The sequence below is a fragment of the Kitasatospora sp. YST-16 genome (assembly GCF_026802215.1).
Taxonomy (GTDB): Bacteria; Actinomycetota; Actinomycetes; order Streptomycetales; family Streptomycetaceae; genus Kitasatospora; species Kitasatospora cineracea.
Map to the genome: position 1 here is coordinate 3,648,301 of NZ_CP113837.1, position 17,551 is coordinate 3,665,851.

A 17,551-nucleotide genomic window follows, 5' to 3' on the forward strand; every position below is an offset into this window, starting at 1 on the left:
AGACCCCCGTGTCTGACGACCAGGAGCTGCTGGCCACCGCGCCGGACGCCCGCGACATCACCGCCGAGCTGGCCGCGCCACCGCGCCGCAAGCTCCCCTGGCCGACCCTGGTACTGGCCGGCTGCGTCGTCGCGGTGCTCTCGTTCGCGGGCGGCGTCTGGTACCAGAAGGACAACGGCACCAGCACCGGCACCGGCAACCGGGCGAGCGCCACGAACGGGCGGTTCCCCGGCGGCACCGGCGGCACCGGCCGCGGCGGCTACGGCGGCTTCGGCGGCGGCCAGAACGGCGGCACCGGCAACGGCCAGGCCCCCGGCGGCGCGGCGGGCGGCTTCACCCGCGGCACCGTGAAGTCGGTGGACGGCAGCACCGTCTACCTGACCGAGGCCAACGGCACCACCGTCAAGATCACCACCGGCGACTCCACCAAGGTCACCACCACCAAGGAGGGCAAGGTCGGCGACCTCCAGCCCGGCCAGACCGTCACCGTGCTGGGCAGCAAGGCCGAGGACGGCTCCTACAACGCCACCCAGCTCACCGAGGGCAACGCCGCAGGCGGCTTCGGCGGCCGCGGCGGCAACGGCGGCGGCACCGGGGGCGGCGCCGGTACCGGTTCGGGTACGAGCGGATGACCGGATGAGCCCGGCCCGCAGGATGCGGCGACGTACGACGGGGGGCCAGAAGCGGCCGGGCGCGGTGGCCGGTTCACGCGGTCGGTGAAGTCACGATCTCGTCGTCGAACACACCGCGCCGGTATTCCGTCATGAGGTCCAAGCGAACGTGCATTGCCGAAACCGCATGCCGGCCAGGCCGGTGTTCGCCGTCAGGAGCCGTAGCCGAGCGATAGGTTGCCCCGCGTGCGGCTCCGCTACAACTACCGGGTCCACCCGGATGCCCCTCAGCGCCGTGCGCTGGCCCGGGCGTTCGGGTGTGCCCGCGTGGTCTTCAACGACGGCCTCCGCGCCCGCCGGGAGGCGCACGAGGCGGATCTGCCGTACATCAAGGACACCGATCTTCAGAAGCGGGTCATCACCGCCGCCAAGCGCACCGACGAACGCGCCTGGCTCGGCGAGGTGTCCTCGGTGGTGCTGGTGCAGTCCCTCCGGGACCTGCACACCGCGTACCGGAACTTCTTCTCCTCCGTCACCGGCAAGCGCAAGGGCCCGAAGGTCGCGCCGCCGTGCTTCAAGTCCAAGCGGGACAGCCGGCAGTCGATTCGGCTCACCGCCAACGGCTTCTGCCTGCGCGAGTCCGGACGCCTGTACGTGGCCAAGGTCGGTGACCTGGATGTGCGCTGGTCCAGGCCGCTCCCGACCGTCCCGACGTCAGTCACCGTCACCAAGGACGCCGCCGACCGGTACTGGGCCTCCTTCGTCGTGGACACCGATCCGAAGATCCTGTCCGAGCTGGACACCGAGACCGGCATCGACCTCGGACTCGCCCACTTCGCGGTGCTCTCCGACGGCCGCAAGGTCGACTCGCCGAGGTTCCTGCGCCGGGCGGAGAAGAAGCTCAAGCGCCTGCAGAAGTCCCTCGCCCGCTGCGAGGAGGGATCGAAGAACCGGGCGAAGGCCCGTAGGAAGGCGGCGCGTCAGCACGCCAGGGTGGCGGACCGCCGCCGGGACTGGCACCACAAGGAATCCACGAAGATTATCCGCGAGAACCAAGCGGTGTACGTGGAGGACCTCGCGGTGTCCGGCCTCGGACGGACCCGGCTCGCCAAGTCCGTGCACGACGCCGGGTGGTCGCAGTTCGTCTCGATGCTGGAGTACAAGGCCCGCAGGCACGGCCGCACCTTCGGCCGGATCGGACGCTTCGAACCCACCTCCCAGGTCTGCTCGGCCTGCGGCGTCAAGGACGGTCCCAAGCCCCTGTCGGTCCGGGGGTGGACCTGCGGAAACTGCGGGAGCGTCCACGACCGCGACATCAACGCAGCCCGCAACATCCTGGCCGCCGGACGGGCGGACAGGCCGAACGCCTGTGGAGCACGGGTAAGACGGGCATCCGTGCCCGCACAGTGCGGTGAAGCAGGAACCCACCGAGACGGCCGGACGGCCGTGGCAGGAATCCAGGTCCTCCGGGGCCCGGTGGACGTCAATAATCCAATCTTCATTCACTTTGCGTAGTCTGGTCGGGCTAGGGTCTGTCTGACGGTGTCCGGTCGGGTCAGCCCGGCGGGCATCGCGGACAGGCCCCGTGGTGTCCGGGGTGGCCCATTCGTCCGGCCGGGAGGCGGAGCAATCGTGTCAGGCGCAGTGCAGTCGAACCCGGCCGCGACCACCCAGGTCGGCGGCGAGCCGTTCCTGCTGGTGGTGGACGACGAACCGAACATCCGCGAGCTGCTCTCGGCCAGCCTGCGGTTCTCCGGCTTCCGGGTGGCCTCCGCCGCCACCGGCCAGGAGGCGCTGGACGCGGTCGCCGCCGAGCGGCCCGACCTGGTCGTGCTGGACGTCATGCTGCCCGACCTGGACGGCTTCACCGTGGTGCAGCGGCTGCGCGACCAGACCCAGTGGCCGCAGAGCCCCGAGCACGTCCCGGTGCTGTTCCTGACCGCCAAGGACGGCACCGGCGACAAGGTGCAGGGCCTGGCGGTCGGCGCCGACGACTACGTCACCAAGCCGTTCAGCCTGGAGGAGCTGATCGCCCGGATCCGGGCGATCCTGCGCCGGGCCGGCGGCCCGGCCGACGACGGCCGCCTGGTGGTGGCCGACCTCACCCTGGACCCGACCGCGCACGAGGTCACCCGCGGCGGCCTCCCGGTCTCGCTCTCCCCCACCGAGTTCAAGCTGCTGCACTACCTGATGGCCAACGTCGGCCGGGTGGTCTCCAAGGCGCAGATCCTCGACCACGTGTGGGCGTACGACTTCGGCGGCGACCTCTCCATCGTCGAGTCGTACATCTCCTACCTGCGCCGCAAGCTCGACTCCGGCCCCGTGCACGGCCCCAAGCTGATCCACACGGTGCGCGGCATCGGCTACGCGCTGCGCCGCCCGCCGAACAGCTGAGATGGCCCGCTTCTCGCTGCGGGTGCGCCTGCTGGTGCTCGCGCTGCTGCTGGTCACCACCGGGCTGGTGGTGAGCGACACCCTGGTGCTGGGCACCGTCCGCGGCCAGCTGGTGGACCGGGCCGACGAGCAGCTCGACCGGTTCGCCGAACCGCTCTCCCGCCGCCCGCCGACCCGGCAGACCACCAGCTCGGTGTTCAGCGCGCAGAACGTCGGCCGCCGCTCCGGGCAGAGCCTGCCCAGCGAGTACGTGGTGCGCTACCTGGCCGAGGACGGCTCGGTGCTGTCGGTGATCCGGCAGCCGCTGAGCGACTCCGACCCGGCCCCGCAGCTGCCCGCGCTGGACCGCAAGGGCCTGACCGAGCGGCTGGACGACCCGTTCACCGCCTCGGGGCCGAAGGCCGGCGAGTGGCGCTCGATGGTGCTGCCGCTGCAGCGCGCCACCGCGGGCGGCGACCTCACGGTGCCCCGGTACGTGCAGGTCGCGGTGCCGCTGGCGGACGTCGAGTCCACCATCTCGCACCTGCGCACCACCTTCCTGACCATCGGCGGCGCGGTGCTGGTCGGCATCGCGGGCCTCGGCGCGCTCGCGGTGCGGGCCGGGCTGCGGCCGCTGCGCCAGCTGGAGGCGGGCGCCCAGCGGATCGCCGACGGCGACCTGTCGTACCGGATGCCGGAGCTGCCGGTGCGCACCGAGGCGGGCCGGCTGTCCGCCGCGCTGAACGGGATGCTCACCCACATCGAGACGGCGTTCGCCGCCCGGGCCGCCTCCGAGCAGCGGATGCGCCGCTTCGTCGCGGACGCCTCGCACGAGCTGCGCACCCCGCTGGCGGGCATCCGGGGCTTCGCCGAGCTGCACCGGATGGGCGCGCTGCAGGACGTGGACCGGGCGATGGACCGGATCGAGTCGGAGGCGGTGCGCCTGGGCGCGCTGGTCGAGGACCTGCTGATGCTGGCCCGGCTCGACGAGGAGCGCCCGCTCAACCTGGCCCCGATGGACCTGCGCACGCTGGCCGCCGACGCCCTGCACGACCTGACCGCGCTGGACCCGGGCCGCCCGGTCGCGCTGACCGGCCCGAACGGCCTGGGCTCCCCGCAGGCCGCGCCGGTGCTGGGCGACGAGGCCCGGCTGCGCCAGGTGGTGACCAACCTGGTGGGCAACGCGGTCAAGCACACCCCGTCCGGCACCGCGGTGCGGATCGGCGTGGGCCGGGCGTCCGGCGGCTGCCTGCTGGAGGTCGCCGACCAGGGGCCGGGGCTGACGGAGGAGCAGGCCGCCCTGGTCTTCGAGCGCTTCTACCGGGCGGACGCCGCGCGCACCCGGCTGCCCGGCCAGGCCGGGGGGTCGGGCCTGGGCCTGGCCATCGCCAGCGCCCTGGTCTCGGCGCACGACGGGGAGCTGTCGCTGCGCACCGCGCCGGGCGAGGGCGCGGTGTTCCGGCTCTCGCTGCCGCTGCAGCGCTGAGGCCCGCACCGGTCTGACGCCGGGTCAGGGCGGGCGGTGTCAAGCGCCGTTCGGTACAGCCGGGCTGCCCCGGTGCCGCTTGTGGGGGGTCGGCCGGACGTCGGATCATCGGCGTGTCCGAGAACACCCCACCCCCGTGCATCCGCACCGATAAGCATCATGGATACTTCCCTTGTGAACGTGTTCACGTTCACAAGCGGACAAGCTTGGGTGGGTATGGCGCACCTGAGTGCTACATATGCGTTCCGTCCGTTATGTGCGAAACCTGTGAGAGAGGGCGCAGTGGACCTAGCAGTCGCTCACGAGACCATCTCGCGATGGCAGTTCGGCATCACCACCGTCTACCACTTCCTCTTCGTGCCCCTCACCATCAGCCTGGCCTCGATCGTGGCCGGACTGCAGACCGCCTGGGTGCGCACGGGCAAGGAGAAGTACTTCCACGCCACCAAGTTCTGGGGGAAGCTCTTCCTGATCAACATCGCCATGGGCGTGGTCACCGGCATCGTCCAGGAGTTCCAGTTCGGCATGAACTGGTCCGACTACTCCCGCTTCGTCGGCGACGTGTTCGGCGCCCCGCTGGCGATGGAGGCGCTGATCGCCTTCTTCTTCGAGTCCACCTTCATCGGCCTGTGGATCTTCGGCTGGGACCGGCTCCCGAAGAAGATCCACCTGGCCTGCATCTGGCTGGTGGCGATCGGCACCGCCCTCTCCGCCTACTTCATCCTGGCCGCCAACTCCTGGATGCAGCACCCGGTCGGCTACAAGATCGACCCGGCCACCGGCAAGGCCCAGCTCACCGACATCGTCCGGGTGCTGACCCAGAACACCACCGTGGTGCAGGTCTTCCACACCCTCACCGCCGCCTTCCTCACCGGCGCCGCCTTCGTGGTCGGCATCGCCAGCTACCACCTGTGGCGGGCCAAGCGCGGCAAGCAGACCGACGGCCGGAAGACCGCCGCGATGCGCACCTCGCTGCGGGTCGGCCTGACCATCGCCGTGGTCGCCGGCCTCGGGGTGGCGATCAGCGGCGACACCCTCGGCAAGGTGATGTTCGAGCAGCAGCCGATGAAGATGGCCGCCGCCGAGGCCCTGTGGGACACCCAGGCGCCCGCCCCGTTCTCGGTCTTCGCGGTCGGCGACGTGTCCAAGGGCCACAACTCGGTCGAGCTGGAGATCCCCGGGATACTGTCCTTCCTCGCCCACAACGACTTCTCGTCCTCGGTGCCAGGCATCAACGACACCGCCGCCGCCGAGGCCGCCAAGTACGGCGGGCAGCCGGACGACTACATCCCCAACATCTTCGTCACCTACTGGGGATTCCGGCTGATGATCGGCTTCGGCATGACGTCCTTCGTCGCCGCGCTGATCGGCCTGTGGACCACCCGCCGCAGGTTCTGGCTCGCTCCCGAGCACCGCACCGCCGAGGACGAGCCGCCGAAGCTGATGCTCACCAGGAACCGCGAGATGAACGTCTTCTTCACCCGGTGGAGCTGGCGGATCGGCATCCTCACCATGGGCTTCCCGCTGCTCGCCAACAGCTTCGGCTGGATCTTCACCGAGATGGGCCGCCAGCCCTGGGTGGTGTTCGGCCTGATGCGCACCCGCGACGCGGTCTCCCCCAACGTCACCGTCGGCACCCAGGTGGTCGGCCTGACCACGCTGACCGTGCTCTACGCGATCCTCGCCGTCATCGAGGTCAGGCTGCTCGCCAAGTACGCCGCCGCCGGGCCCGACACCTCCGAGAAGCCGCCCGCCAAGGACCCGACCCTGCGCGGACCCTCCGACGACGAGGACGCCGACCAGCCCCTCGCCTTCGCGTACTGAGGACGGATCACATGCACCTGCACGACCTCTGGTTCGTCCTGATCGCCGTCCTGTGGATCGGCTACTTCTTCCTGGAGGGCTTCGACTTCGGCATCGGCGTCCTCACCCGGCTGCTGGCCCGGAACACCGCCGAACGCCGCGTCCTGATCAACACCATCGGCCCGGTCTGGGACGGCAACGAGGTCTGGCTGCTGACCGCGGGCGGCGCCACCTTCGCGGCCTTCCCCGACTGGTACGCCACCCTGTTCAGCGGCTTCTTCGTCCCGCTGCTGCTGATCCTGGTCTGCCTGATCGTCCGCGGCGTCTCCTTCGAGTACCGGCACCAGCGCAGCGGCGAACGCTGGCAGCGCAACTGGGAACTGGCGATCTTCTGGACCTCGCTGCTGCCCGCCTTCCTGTGGGGCGTCGCCTTCGCCAACATCGTGCACGGCGTCGACATCGACCGGGACAAGAACTACGTCGGCACCCTCTGGGACCTGCTCAACCCGTACGCGCTGCTCGGCGGACTCACCACCCTGGTGCTGTTCACCTTCCACGGCGCGGTGTTCGCCTCACTCAAGACCAGCGGCGAGATCCGGGTCCGGGCCCGTGCCCAGGCCACCGCGCTCGGCCTGGCCACCGCGGTGCTCGCCCTGGTCTTCCTGGTCTGGACGCAGGCCCACTCCGGCAACGGCTGGAGCCTGGCCGCGCTGGTCGTCGCCGTCCTCGCCCTGCTCGGCGCGCTCGGCGCCAACCGGCTGGCCCGCGAGGGCTGGGCGTTCGCGCTCAGCGGCCTGACCATCGTCGCCGCCGTCGGGATGCTCTTCCTGTCGCTGTTCCCCGACGTGATGCCCTCCACGCTGAACCCGGACTGGTCGCTGACCGTCACCAACGCCTCGTCCTCGCCCTACACGCTCAAGGTGATGACGGTCGTCGCCCTCGTCTTCACCCCGCTCGTGCTGCTCTACCAGGGCTGGACGTACTGGGTGTTCCGCCGCCGGATCGGCGTCCAGCACATCCCCGCCGCGCACCACTGACCCAGGAGCACACCTGATGGACCGCCAGCAGCGGATGCGCCCGATCGACCCCCGGCTGCTGGCGCACGCCCGCACCACCCGCGCCTTCCTCGCCGGATCCGTCCTCCTCGGCGGGGCGGGCGCGGCCCTGCTGGTGGCCCAGGCCGGACTGATCGCCTCGCTGGTGGTCGGCGCCTTCCAGGACGGCCGGTCCGGGCTGTGGGGGCAACTGCTCGGCCTGGCCGCCGTCACCCTCGGCCGGGCCCTGGTCGCCTGGCTCACCGAACTCACCGCCCACCGCTCGGTCGCCGCCGTCAAGTCCACCCTGCGCCGCCGCCTGCTCGACCACGCCACCGCCCTCGGCCCCGCCCACCTCACCGGCCGCCGCACCGGCGACCTCGCCACCCTCGCCACCCGCGGCGTCGACGCCCTCGACGACTACTTCGCCCGCTACCTCCCGCAACTGGCCCTCGCCGTGGTCGTCCCGCTGGTCGTGCTGGCCCGGATCCTCGGCGCCGACTGGGAGTCCGCCGCGATCGTCTGCGTCACCCTGCCGCTGATCCCGCTCTTCATGGTCCTGATCGGCTACGCCACCCAGGCCCGCACCGACCGCCAGTTCGCCGGACTCGCCCGGCTCTCCCACCACTTCCTCGACGTGGTCGCCGGACTGCCCACCCTCAAGGTCTTCGGCCGGGCCCGCGCCCAGGCCGCCGCGATCGGCCGGATCACCGAGGACTACCGGCGCGCCACCCTGCGCACCCTGCGCCTCGCCTTCGTCTCCTCCTTCGCCCTGGAACTGCTCTCCACCCTCTCGGTCGCCCTGGTCGCCGTCTCGATCGGCTTCCGGCTGGTGAACGGCACCCTCGACCTGGAGACCGGCCTCCTCGTCCTCGTCCTCGCCCCCGAGGTCTACCTGCCGATCCGCCAGGTCGGCGCCCTCTACCACTCCAGCGCCGAGGGCCTGGCCGCCGCCGGGAAGATCTTCGAAGTCCTGGAGACCCCGCTGCCCGCCGGCGGCACCCGGCCCGCCCCCACCGGCACCGACCTGCGGGTCGAGGACCTGACGGTGCGCCACCCCGGCCGGGCCGGCGACACGCTGTCCGGGTTCTCGATGACCGTCCCGGCCGGCCGCACCACCGTCCTCACCGGTCCCAGCGGCGCCGGCAAGACCACCCTGGTCAGCGTCCTGCTCGGCTTCACCCGCCCCGACGGCGGACGCGTCCTGCTCGGCGGGCAGGACCTCGCCGACACCGACCCGGCGAGCTGGCACGCCCAGGTCGCCTGGGTCCCGCAGCACCCCCAACTGTTCGCTGGCACCGTCGCCGAGAACGTCCGGCTCGCCCGCCCCGACGCGAGCGAGGACCGGCTCGCCGCCGCCCTCGCCGCCGCCCACGTCGACTTCACCACCCCCGACACCCTCCTCGCCGAGAACGGCCACGGTCTCTCCGCCGGCCAGCGCCAGCGCCTCGCCCTGGCCCGCGCCCTGCTCGCCGACCGCCCCGTCCTGATCCTCGACGAACCCACCGCCCACCTCGACCCCGTCACCGAGGCCGCCCTCCTCGACACCCTCCGCACCCTCGACCGCACCGTCCTGCTCATCACCCACCGCCCCGCCCTCACCGCCCTCGCCGACCACCACGTCCACCTGCCGGGTGCGGAGAACCAGGGGCGCGGGGAACTGCGCGAAGCGGGAGGCGAAGTCCTCCGGACCCGGCACGGGAGTGACCTGCCGCTCGAAGGGGCCGCCCGGCAGGGCGCGGACCGTGGGACGGAGGCTGCGTCGGAGCCCGACCCGGCGGCCGCCGCCTCCCGCCCCGCGCAGTTCCCCGCGCCCCTGACCGCCGCCACCCGGGTCCCCCGGTTCTGGCTCGCCGTCCTGCTCGGCGCCCTCGCGCTGGGCTGCGCCGTCGCGCTGATGGGGACGTCCGGGTGGCTGATCTCGCGGGCCTCGCAGATGCCGCCGGTGCTGTACCTGATGGTCGCGGTGACCTCGGTGCGGGCGTTCGGGATCGGGCGGAGCGTGTTCCGGTACGCGGAGCGGCTGGTGGCGCACGACGCGGTGCTGAGGGCGCTGGGCGGGGTGCGGACGGCCGTGTACCGGCGGCTGGAGCGGCTGGCCCCGGCCGGGCTGCCGCAGTTCCGGCGCGGCGACCTGCTGTCCCGGCTGGTCGCGGACGTGGACGCGGTGCAGGACTTCCACCTGCGCTGGCGGCTGCCCGCCGCCGTCGCCGTGCTGGTCTCGCTGGGGGCCTCGGCGGCGCTGGCCGCGTTCCTGCCACTGGCCGGCCTGGTGCTGGCGCTCGGGCTGCTGCTGGCGGGCGCCGCCGTCCCGGCGCTGGAGCGGTGGATCTCCGGCCGGACCGAGCGCCGGCACGCGCCCGCCCGCGGCGACCTGGCGAGCGCCGTGCTGGACACCCTGACCGGCACCGCCGAACTGACCGTCGCGGGCGCGCTGCCGCGCCGCCTGGGCGCCGCCCGGGACGCGGACCGGGCGCTGACCCGGCTGGCGGCCCGTTCGGCCGCAGCGAGCGGCCTCTCGGCGGGGCTGGTGGCGCTGGTCTCGGGGCTGACGGTGGTCGCCGCCGCGGCGGTCGGGGTGCGCGCGGTGGCGTCGGGGTCGCTGCCCGGGGTGTGCCTGGCGGTGGTGGTGCTGACGCCGCTGGCCGCGTTCGAGGCGGTGGCGGGGATGCCGACCGCGGTGCGCCACCGGGAGCGGGCCCGGGCCTCCCGGGAGCGGCTGGACCAGGTGCTGGCGGCGCCGCTCCCGGTCCGCGAACCGGACGCGCCGCGGCCGCTGCCGGAGGTCCGGCTGCCGGTGCTGGTGCGCGACCTGACGGTGCGCTGGCCGGGCGCGGAGCGCGACGCGCTGCACGGCGTCGGCCTGGAGCTGGCGGCCGGGCGGCGGATCGCGGTGGTCGGGGCGTCCGGTTCGGGCAAGACCACGCTGGCGCAGGCCCTGCTGCGCTTCGTCGAGCCCTCGGCCGGGGCGGTGCTGCTGGCGGGCCGCACCGACACCCGGGAGCTGGCGGGCGAGGACGTCCGCCGGGTGGTCGGGCTGTGCGCGCAGGACGCGCACGTCTTCGACAGCTCGGTGCGGGAGAACCTGCGGCTGGCCCGGCCGGACGCCGACGAGGCCGCACTGCGGGCGGCGCTGGACCGGGCCCGGCTGCTGGAGTGGGCGGACGGCCTGCCGGAGGGCCTGGACACCATGGTCGGCGAGCACGGCGCCCGGCTGTCGGGCGGCCAGCGCCAGCGCCTGGCGCTGGCCCGGGCGCTGCTCGCGGACTTCCCGGTGCTGATCCTGGACGAGCCCGCCGAACACCTGGACACGGCCACCGCGGACGCCCTGACCGCCGACCTGCTGGCCGCCACCGCGGACCGCGCCACCCTGCTGATCACCCACCGGCTGGCGGGCCTGGACGACGACAGCGTGGACGAGGTGCTGGTGCTGGACGCCGGCCGGGTGGTCGAACGCGGCCGCTGGTCCGAGCTGGCCGACCGGCCGGACGGACGGCTGGCCGCGCTGCTGGAACGGGAGCGCGCGGGGGAGCGGGCCCCGGCCCGCGCCTGAGCCCGAACCGGAGCGCGGTGCCCCGGGCCGGAGCGCGCTGCCCCGGGCCGGAACGCGGTGCTCCGAGCCGGGGCCGGGCCGGAACGCGGTGCCCCGGGCCGGAGCGCGCTGCCCCGGGCCGGAACGCGGTGCTCCGAGCCGGGGCCGGGCCGGAACGCGGTGCCCCGCGTCGAGTGTCGCCGTCCGGAGAAAGCGGGCAAACCGTGACAGACAGGCACACTGGTGGCATGCAGACGCCGGAGGAGCCGACCGCCACGGGCGGCCGGCCGCGCATCCCCGAGATCTCCTCGCTCGGGCTGGACACCCTGGTCACCGAGGTCTCCGAGCGACTCCAGTCGGCCGCCGCGGTGACCGACCGGATGCAGCGACTGCTGGAGGCGGTGGTGTCGGTCGGCGCAGGCCTGGACCCGCACGCCACGCTGCAGCGGATCGCGGCCGGCGCCGCCGAACTGGTGGACGCCGACTACGCGGCGATGGGCGTGGTGAACCCGAACGGCAGCGGCCTGTCGGACTTCATCCACATCGGCATCGACGACGCGACCGCCGCCGAGATCGGCCACCTGCCGACCGGCCGGGGCATCCTCGGCGCGCTGATCGACGACCCGCGGCCGCTGCGGCTGACCGACCTGTCCACCGACCCGCGCTCGGTCGGCTTCCCGCCGCACCACCCGCCGATGGTGTCCTTCCTGGGGGTGCCGATCCGGGTCCGCGGCGAGGTGTTCGGCAACCTGTACCTGACCGGGAAGAAGGGCGGCGGCTCGTTCACGCCCGAGGACGAGCAGGTGGTGCTGGCGCTGGGCGCGGCGGCCGGCGTGGCGATCGAGAACTCCCGGCTGTACGAGCAGGGCCGCCGCCGCGAGCGCTGGATCACCGGCGCCGCCGCGGTCACCACCTCGCTGCTGTCCACCGACGAGGCGCAGATCGCGCTGACGGTGGCCGCCGAGCAGGTCCGCGAACTCGCCGGGGGCGCGCTGGGGATGATCCTGCTGCCGGCCGGCGAGGACCGGATGCGGGTGGCGCACGCCTCCGGCGAACGGGCCGACCACCTGACCGGCGAACTGCTGCCCGAGCACGGCTTCGCACCCCGCCTGTTGGTCGGCGAGGCGGTCTACCTGGACGACCTGGCGACCGCGCCCGAGACCGCCTCCGACGCCCAGTTCGACCGGCTGGCACGGGAGTTCGGGCCGTCGATGGCGGTGCCGATGGTCTCCGCGGGCCGGGTGCTGGGCGCGCTGTGCGTGTGGCGCGAGGCCGGGACGGTGCCGTTCACCGACACCGAACGCCAGCTCTCCCAGACCTTCGCCTCGCAGGCCGCGCTCGCCCTGCGGCTGGCCGAGTACCAGCGCAACCAGCAGCGGCTGGCGGTCTTCCAGGACCGCGACCGGATCGCCCGCGACCTGCACGACCTGGTCATCCAGCGGCTGTTCGCCACCGGCATGATGCTGGAGTCCGCCGCCCGCCGGGCCGTCGTCCCCGAGGTGCAGGAGCGGATCGGCCAGGCCGTCGACGAACTGGACGCCACCATCCAGGAGGTCCGCACCACCATCTACGCCCTCCAGCACGGCGACACCGACGACCGGCCGGACACCCTGCGCACCCGGGTGCTGCGCGAGGGCAGCCAGGCCGCGGCGGCGCTCGGCTTCAAGCCCGCCGTCACCTTCACCGGCCCGGTGGAGAGCCTGGTCGGCGAGAAGACCTCCCGCCAACTGCTGGCCGCGCTGCGCGAGATGCTCTCCAATACGGCCCGGCACGCCCGCGCCTCCCGGGTCGCCGTCGAAATCGACGCCACCGTCCACCTCGGCGAGGACGGCCGCCCGCTCTCCCCGTCCCCCACCCGCACCGGCCCGCCCGGCGTCCTGCTCACCGTCACCGACGACGGCGTCGGCATCCCCGACGGCGGCCGCCGCTCCGGCCTGCGCAACCTCACCCGGCGCGCCGAGGCCCTCGGCGGCGACGCCTGGCACGAGGCCGGCCCGCACGGCAAGGGCACCCGGGTCCGCTGGACCGCCCGGCTCTGACGACGGCGCCCGGCCGTTACGCCGGGCCCGGGCGGGGAAGGCGCGCTCGCATGGGAGAGATCAGGGTCGGCGCGTGCTCGTGGACGGACAAGGAACTGCTGGCCGGCGGCTGGTACCCGGCCGGCCACCGGGACGCCGAGGGCCGGCTGCGCCACTACGCGTCGAGGTTCCCGGTCGTCGAGGTCGACGCCACGTACTACGCGCTGCCCAGCACCCGCAACAGCACCCGGTGGGCCGAGCGCACGCCCGCCGGGTTCCGCTTCGACGTGAAGGCGTTCTCGCTGCTCACCGGCCACCCCACCCGGACCGCCGCGCTCCCCGCCGACCTGCGGACGGCCCGCCGGGACGACCCCGGGCTGCTGGACGAGGCGTGGGCCCGGTTCAGCGGCGCCCTCGAACCCCTGCGCGCGGCCGGCCGCCTCGGCACCCTGCTCTTCCAGTTCCCGCCGCGACTGGCCCCGGGCGCCCCCGCCCGGGCGGTGCTGCGGGCCTGCCGGGAGCGCACCGCGGGCTGGCCGCTGGCGGTGGAGTTCCGCCACCCCGACTGGTGGCGGGACGACCTCGCCGCCGACACCCGCGCCCTGTTGGCCGAGCTGGACGCGGCCGCGGTGGCCGTGGACACCGCGCAGGGCCTGCCCACCTCGATGCCGCCGGTCGCCCCGGTCACCTCCCCGCGCCTCGCGGTGGTCCGCCTCCACGGCCGCAACCCCGCCTGGGGCACCGGCTCGAAGGAGGACCGCTTCCGCCACGACTACACCCCCGCGGAACTCGCCCCCTGGGTGGAGCGGATCCAGGCGATGGCCGACCGGGCCCGGGAGGTCCACGTCCTGTTCAACAACTGCTGCGGCGACGCCGCGGTCCGGGCCGCCGAGACGATGACCGGCCTGCTGGAGCCCGTCCCGGGGCTGGTCAGAGCAGGGTCTCGATGACCGCGGCGACGCCGTCCTGCTCGTTGCTGACGGTGTGGTGGGCGACTGCGGCCAGCACCAGCGGGTGGGCGTTGGCGACGGCGTAGGAGCGGCCGGCCCAGGCGAGCATCTCCAGGTCGTTGGGCATGTCGCCGAAGGCGACCACCTCGTCGGCGCCGATGCCCTGCTGGGCGCACCAGCGGGCCAGGCTGCTGGCCTTGGTGACGCCGGGGGCGCTGATCTCGATCAGCGGTATCGGGCTGGAGCGGGTGACCTCGGCGAGCGGGCCGACCGCCGCCCGGGCCCGGTCCAGGAACGCGTCCGGGCCGAGGTCGGGGTGCTTGCCGAGCAGCTTGAACAGGCCGTCGACCCGCCCGTCGGCGAACAGCTCGGCGGCGGTGCCGACCGGGTGCTCCTTGTCGGACTCCCACATCGCCACGTTGTACTCCGGCTCCCGGGCGAAGCCGCCGGGGAACTCGAACGCGAAGGCGGTGCCGGGCAGTTCGGCCCGCAGCAGGTCCACCACGGTGAGCGTCCCGGCCGGGTCGAGCGGGTGGGTCTCCAGCAGCTCGCCGCGCCGGACGTCGACCACCGCGCCGCCGTTGGAGCAGATCGCCACGCCGTGGCCGCCGATGTGCGGGCCGAGGTGCTGCATCCAGCGCGGCGGCCGCCCGGTGACGAACACCACCTGCACCCCGGCGGCCTCGGCGGCGGCCAGCGCGGCGGCCGTCCGGGCGGTCACCGTGCCGCCGGAGCACAGCAGGGTGCCGTCGAGGTCGGTGGCGATCAGGCGGGGGCGCGGGGAGGCGGTCATCCGTCCATCTTCGCGCACTCGTCCGGCAACCGGACCCGCCCGTCGGCGGGGAAGCACCGGAGCGCGGGGCGAGTGCCGGGCGAGCGCGCGGGGAGGCCGGGGGAGGCCGGGGGGGAGGCCGAGGGGAGGCCGGGGGTGCAGCCGGACCCGCCCGGTGTGGGCGGGTCCGGACGCGGGTGCGGTTCGGCGGGCGGGTCAGGCCGCGACGTTCAGGGTGAGCGCCGCGGTGTGCAGCGTGCCGCCGGTCTGGAACTGCAGGAACAGCCGCCAGTCGCCGGCCTTCGGCAGCTCGGCGTGGAACGCCAGGGTCGGCCCGCCGCCCGTGCCCTCGGCGGCCTTCGCCTCCGGGTGCAGGTGCGCGAACGCCTGGTCGCCGGCGTGGAAGGCGGTCAGGTGCGCGTACGTCTCCAGGTACGGCTGCAGGTCGGTGACCGGCTGCCCGTCCTTGCTGACGGTCACGGTCAGCTCCCCGGCCGCCCCGGCCTTCGGGGCGCCCGCCACGGTCACCGTGTAGCCGTCCGCGGTGGTGCTCGCGGCGGCGGCCGGCAGCGGCACCGGCGCGGCCTGCCCGGGCACCGCCGCGGTGCGGCTGAGCACCAGGCCGGTGCCGGCGCCGCTGCCCGCGCCCGGCACGAACGAGGCGTACATCCGCCAGTCGCCGGGCTGCAGGTCGGCCAGCGGGGCGGTCCAGGTGCCGTCCGGGGACATCACCGGGTGCAGGTGCCGGAAGCCGGACAGGTCGGAGCGGATCGCGTAGAAGTGCATCTCCTTGGTCTGCTCCGGCCGGTACGAGGTCAGCGCCTTGCCGTCCGGGCCGGTCACGGTGAACCGGTACTCGCCGCCGGACAGCGCGCCATCCAGCCGGTAGCCGCCCTGCTCGGCGGCCAGGCCGTCGGCGGCCGCTCCGCCGGTGCCGGGCATGCCGCTCATGCCGTCCATGCCGCTCGTGCCGCCGTCCGGGCCGTGGTTCATCCCGGCCATGTCGTGCCCGGCCGCGGAGCCGGTGGCGGGGGCGGTGGCGGACGGGGAGGCGGCGTGGTCCATGCCTCCCATGCCGCCCGTGCCGTCGCTGCCGCAGGCGGTCAGGCCCAGCGCGAGGACGGTGGCCGCGGCGGCGGCGAGCAGGATGCGGCGGGTGGGGGTGGTACGGGTCATCGGGGGTTCGCTCCATGGGGGCGCGCGCGGATGCGCGGTCGCGGACAGGACGCGGCGCCCGGCCGTCCGCCTGCGCGGAACCGGCCGGGTGGCGCCCTCACCTGCGGGCGACGCAGACCCGGATCAGCAACTCCCGCCCGCCGTCCGGCGGCGCCCGCCCGCCCCGCTCCACCCCGGCCGGACCGGGTCCGGTGAGCGGCAGCAGCGGCGGGTGCGGCGGCAGGGCCGCGCCCGGCGCGGGCACCGGCACCCGGTCACGGGCCTGGGTGGAGACGCATGCGGCCACCGAACTCCCGTGCCCCATCGCCGGGTTGGCGCTCGGCCGGTCCTCCCCGGGCCGGGTGTGCCCGGTCGCCGCGTGTGACGCAGGCGCGGACGGCGACGGCAACGGGGACACGGGAGCGGGCGGCGACGAGGACGCGGACGCCGGGTGGCAGCCGGTGGCGCTCGCCGGGCTGCCGTGCATCAGGAACAGCCCGAGCAGCAGTGCGCACAGCACCGCCCACCGGGCGGCCGTCCGCCCGGCCGCTGCCGGGCCCGTAGCCCGTCCCGTCCGTTCCGTCATCCCGCTCAGCATACCCCCGCCCGGTATCGAACAGGCGTGGCCACGGGCGGCGGTCGGCACCCCGGCCGAAAGCCGACGGCCCGGTGGCCCCCGCTCGGGACGGGGGTCCGCCGGGCCGTCAACTGCCGTCTCAGCCGAGGCCGTTGACCTTCTTGTACTCCAGCGCGTAGGCCAGCTTGCCCGGCTTGGCGTCCGTGTACGGCTTGCTCAGCTTGTCGAACTCGCCCTTGGTAGCGGCCTTCCCGGCGTTCCACTGGTCCAGCGCGCCCAGGTCCGCGGCGGTGAAGCCGTTGTTCACGGGGGCGGTCTTCGGCAGCGCGACCATCGCCTCGGTGGTGCCCTTGACCGCGGCCAGGTAACCGGCCAGGTCGTTCCGGTTCCAGGCGGTCAGGTCGACCGGGGCGGCGTCGCGGATCCAGCTGCCCCAGTAGAACTCCTGGAACGGCACCGAGTTCTGGGTGTAGCCGATGTCGCGGCCGAAGTAGAGCAGGCTGCGGTACTTGTCGTCCTGGAAGTTCGCCAGTCCGACCGAGGTCGGCAGCTTGTTGGTCTTGACCGGGCGGCCCTCGGGGTCGCTCAGGTACACCCACTTGTTGGCCTGCATCCGCGCCCAGAAGTCCTTCTGGGTCAGGGTGCTCAGGTTGGCCAGCACCCGCAGCCGCACGTGCAGGTCAGCGCCGCCGTCCGGAGTCTCGTAGAACGAGGTCAGGGTGTGGTGGCCGTCCGTCAGGAACGGCTCGCCGCCGGGGCCGATCACCACGGTCTTCATCGCGGCGGTGCTGTCCGCGGTCTCGCCGCCCACCGGCAGCGTGCAGGTGAACGAGGACGGGTCGTCCAGGCGGGCGTTCGGCTGCACCGCGACCGCCTCGATCCGGCCGTCGGCCTCGCACCAGTCGCTGAACTTCTTGTTGACCGCGTCCTTGCCCAGCGTGTACCGGCCGAGCTTGTAGTACACCTCGTCGTAGCCGAGCGACGGCTGGGTCGGGTGCACGTCGCCGATCCGGACGTCCAGCAGCTGGCCCGGCTGGGCGCACAGGTACGGGGCGAACGGCGTCCTGCGGTTGTCGTGGCCGCAGAACGACGGCCGCTCACCCGGCGCACCGGGCGCGGCGAACGCGGTCGGGGCGGTGGCGGCAACGGTGGCCAGGGCCGCGCCGACCGCCAGCAGCGGCGCGGCGGACGGGACTCGGAATCGCATGACACTCCCTGCGAACGGCTTGTTGTGGTCCGC

The 17,551-nt window shown here is 74.0% G+C and carries 13 protein-coding genes; 9 read left to right on the forward strand and 4 right to left on the reverse strand.

The features are described from left to right. Positions 1-8: 8 nt before the first annotated feature. The 9 genes from OU787_RS16680 (at position 9) to OU787_RS16720 (ending at position 13,807) form a co-directional block, all read left to right on the forward strand. A complete protein-coding gene (locus OU787_RS16680; protein WP_268659816.1) occupies positions 9-632 on the forward strand; it encodes a DUF5666 domain-containing protein in 624 nt (207 codons plus the stop codon). Between the two features lie 225 nt (positions 633-857). Then, positions 858-2,126, forward strand: coding sequence for an RNA-guided endonuclease InsQ/TnpB family protein (locus tag OU787_RS16685; RefSeq protein ID WP_268659817.1), 1,269 nt, complete (start codon positions 858-860; stop codon positions 2,124-2,126). A 117-nt stretch (positions 2,127-2,243) separates the two neighbouring features. Continuing rightward, positions 2,244-3,005, forward strand: a complete 762-nt coding sequence (locus OU787_RS16690) for a response regulator transcription factor (RefSeq protein ID WP_304414207.1) — start codon at positions 2,244-2,246, stop codon at positions 3,003-3,005. Position 3,006: 1 nt separating this feature from the next. After that, positions 3,007-4,470, forward strand: a complete 1,464-nt coding sequence (locus OU787_RS16695) for a sensor histidine kinase (RefSeq protein ID WP_030459546.1) — start codon at positions 3,007-3,009, stop codon at positions 4,468-4,470. Positions 4,471-4,752: 282 nt separating this feature from the next. Continuing rightward, on the forward strand, positions 4,753-6,294 hold the full coding sequence (locus tag OU787_RS16700) for a cytochrome ubiquinol oxidase subunit I (RefSeq protein WP_030459545.1): 1,542 nt from the start codon (positions 4,753-4,755) through the stop codon (positions 6,292-6,294). Between the two features lie 11 nt (positions 6,295-6,305). Next, complete coding sequence (cydB, locus tag OU787_RS16705; RefSeq protein ID WP_030459544.1) at positions 6,306-7,310, forward strand: cytochrome d ubiquinol oxidase subunit II; 1,005 nt, start codon at positions 6,306-6,308, stop codon at positions 7,308-7,310. A gap of 34 nt (positions 7,311-7,344) precedes the next feature. Further along, a complete protein-coding gene (cydD, locus tag OU787_RS16710; protein WP_030459543.1) occupies positions 7,345-10,860 on the forward strand; it encodes a thiol reductant ABC exporter subunit CydD in 3,516 nt (1,171 codons plus the stop codon). Positions 10,861-11,087: 227 nt separating this feature from the next. Then, a complete protein-coding gene (locus tag OU787_RS16715; protein ID WP_081966857.1) occupies positions 11,088-12,878 on the forward strand; it encodes a sensor histidine kinase in 1,791 nt (596 codons plus the stop codon). Positions 12,879-12,928: 50 nt separating this feature from the next. Beyond that, complete coding sequence (locus OU787_RS16720; RefSeq protein WP_268659818.1) at positions 12,929-13,807, forward strand: DUF72 domain-containing protein; 879 nt, start codon at positions 12,929-12,931, stop codon at positions 13,805-13,807. On the opposite strand, the gene OU787_RS16725 is transcribed toward OU787_RS16720, so the two are convergent. The 4 genes from OU787_RS16725 to OU787_RS16740 all read right to left on the reverse strand — a co-directional run bounded on the left by OU787_RS16725 (position 13,788) and on the right by OU787_RS16740 (position 17,518). Continuing rightward, positions 13,788-14,600 (reverse strand): HAD family hydrolase, encoded by an 813-nt coding sequence (locus OU787_RS16725; RefSeq protein WP_030459539.1) that lies wholly within the window; start codon positions 14,598-14,600, stop codon positions 13,788-13,790. The genes OU787_RS16720 and OU787_RS16725 overlap by 20 nt on opposite strands. 195 nt (positions 14,601-14,795) lie before the next feature. Then, the gene (locus OU787_RS16730; protein WP_030459538.1) at positions 14,796-15,755 is read right to left on the reverse strand and encodes a hypothetical protein; all 960 of its coding nucleotides are present in this window, start codon (positions 15,753-15,755) and stop codon (positions 14,796-14,798) included. A gap of 97 nt (positions 15,756-15,852) precedes the next feature. Then, entirely contained in the window at positions 15,853-16,320 is a 468-nt protein-coding gene (locus OU787_RS16735; RefSeq protein ID WP_063759594.1) for a hypothetical protein, read from the reverse strand. A 130-nt stretch (positions 16,321-16,450) separates the two neighbouring features. Beyond that, positions 16,451-17,518, reverse strand: a complete 1,068-nt coding sequence (locus tag OU787_RS16740) for a ParB/Srx family N-terminal domain-containing protein (protein WP_030459536.1) — start codon at positions 17,516-17,518, stop codon at positions 16,451-16,453. Positions 17,519-17,551: the final 33 nt, after the last annotated feature.

Bases quoted from the DNA above. Each gene is read 5' to 3' on its own strand.
- OU787_RS16695 (WP_030459546.1), top strand. From the start codon at position 3,007: ATGGCCCGCTTCTCGCTGCGGGTGCGCCTGCTGGTGCTCGCGCTGCTG.
- cydB (WP_030459544.1), top strand. From the start codon at position 6,306: ATGCACCTGCACGACCTCTGGTTCGTCCTGATCGCCGTCCTGTGGATC.
- cydD (WP_030459543.1), top strand. From the start codon at position 7,345: ATGCGCCCGATCGACCCCCGGCTGCTGGCGCACGCCCGCACCACCCGC.
- OU787_RS16715 (WP_081966857.1), top strand. From the start codon at position 11,088: ATGCAGACGCCGGAGGAGCCGACCGCCACGGGCGGCCGGCCGCGCATC.
- OU787_RS16720 (WP_268659818.1), top strand. From the start codon at position 12,929: ATGGGAGAGATCAGGGTCGGCGCGTGCTCGTGGACGGACAAGGAACTG.
- OU787_RS16725 (WP_030459539.1), bottom strand. From the start codon at position 14,600: ATGACCGCCTCCCCGCGCCCCCGCCTGATCGCCACCGACCTCGACGGC.
- OU787_RS16730 (WP_030459538.1), bottom strand. From the start codon at position 15,755: ATGACCCGTACCACCCCCACCCGCCGCATCCTGCTCGCCGCCGCCGCG.
- OU787_RS16735 (WP_063759594.1), bottom strand. From the start codon at position 16,320: ATGACGGAACGGACGGGACGGGCTACGGGCCCGGCAGCGGCCGGGCGG.
- OU787_RS16740 (WP_030459536.1), bottom strand. From the start codon at position 17,518: ATGCGATTCCGAGTCCCGTCCGCCGCGCCGCTGCTGGCGGTCGGCGCG.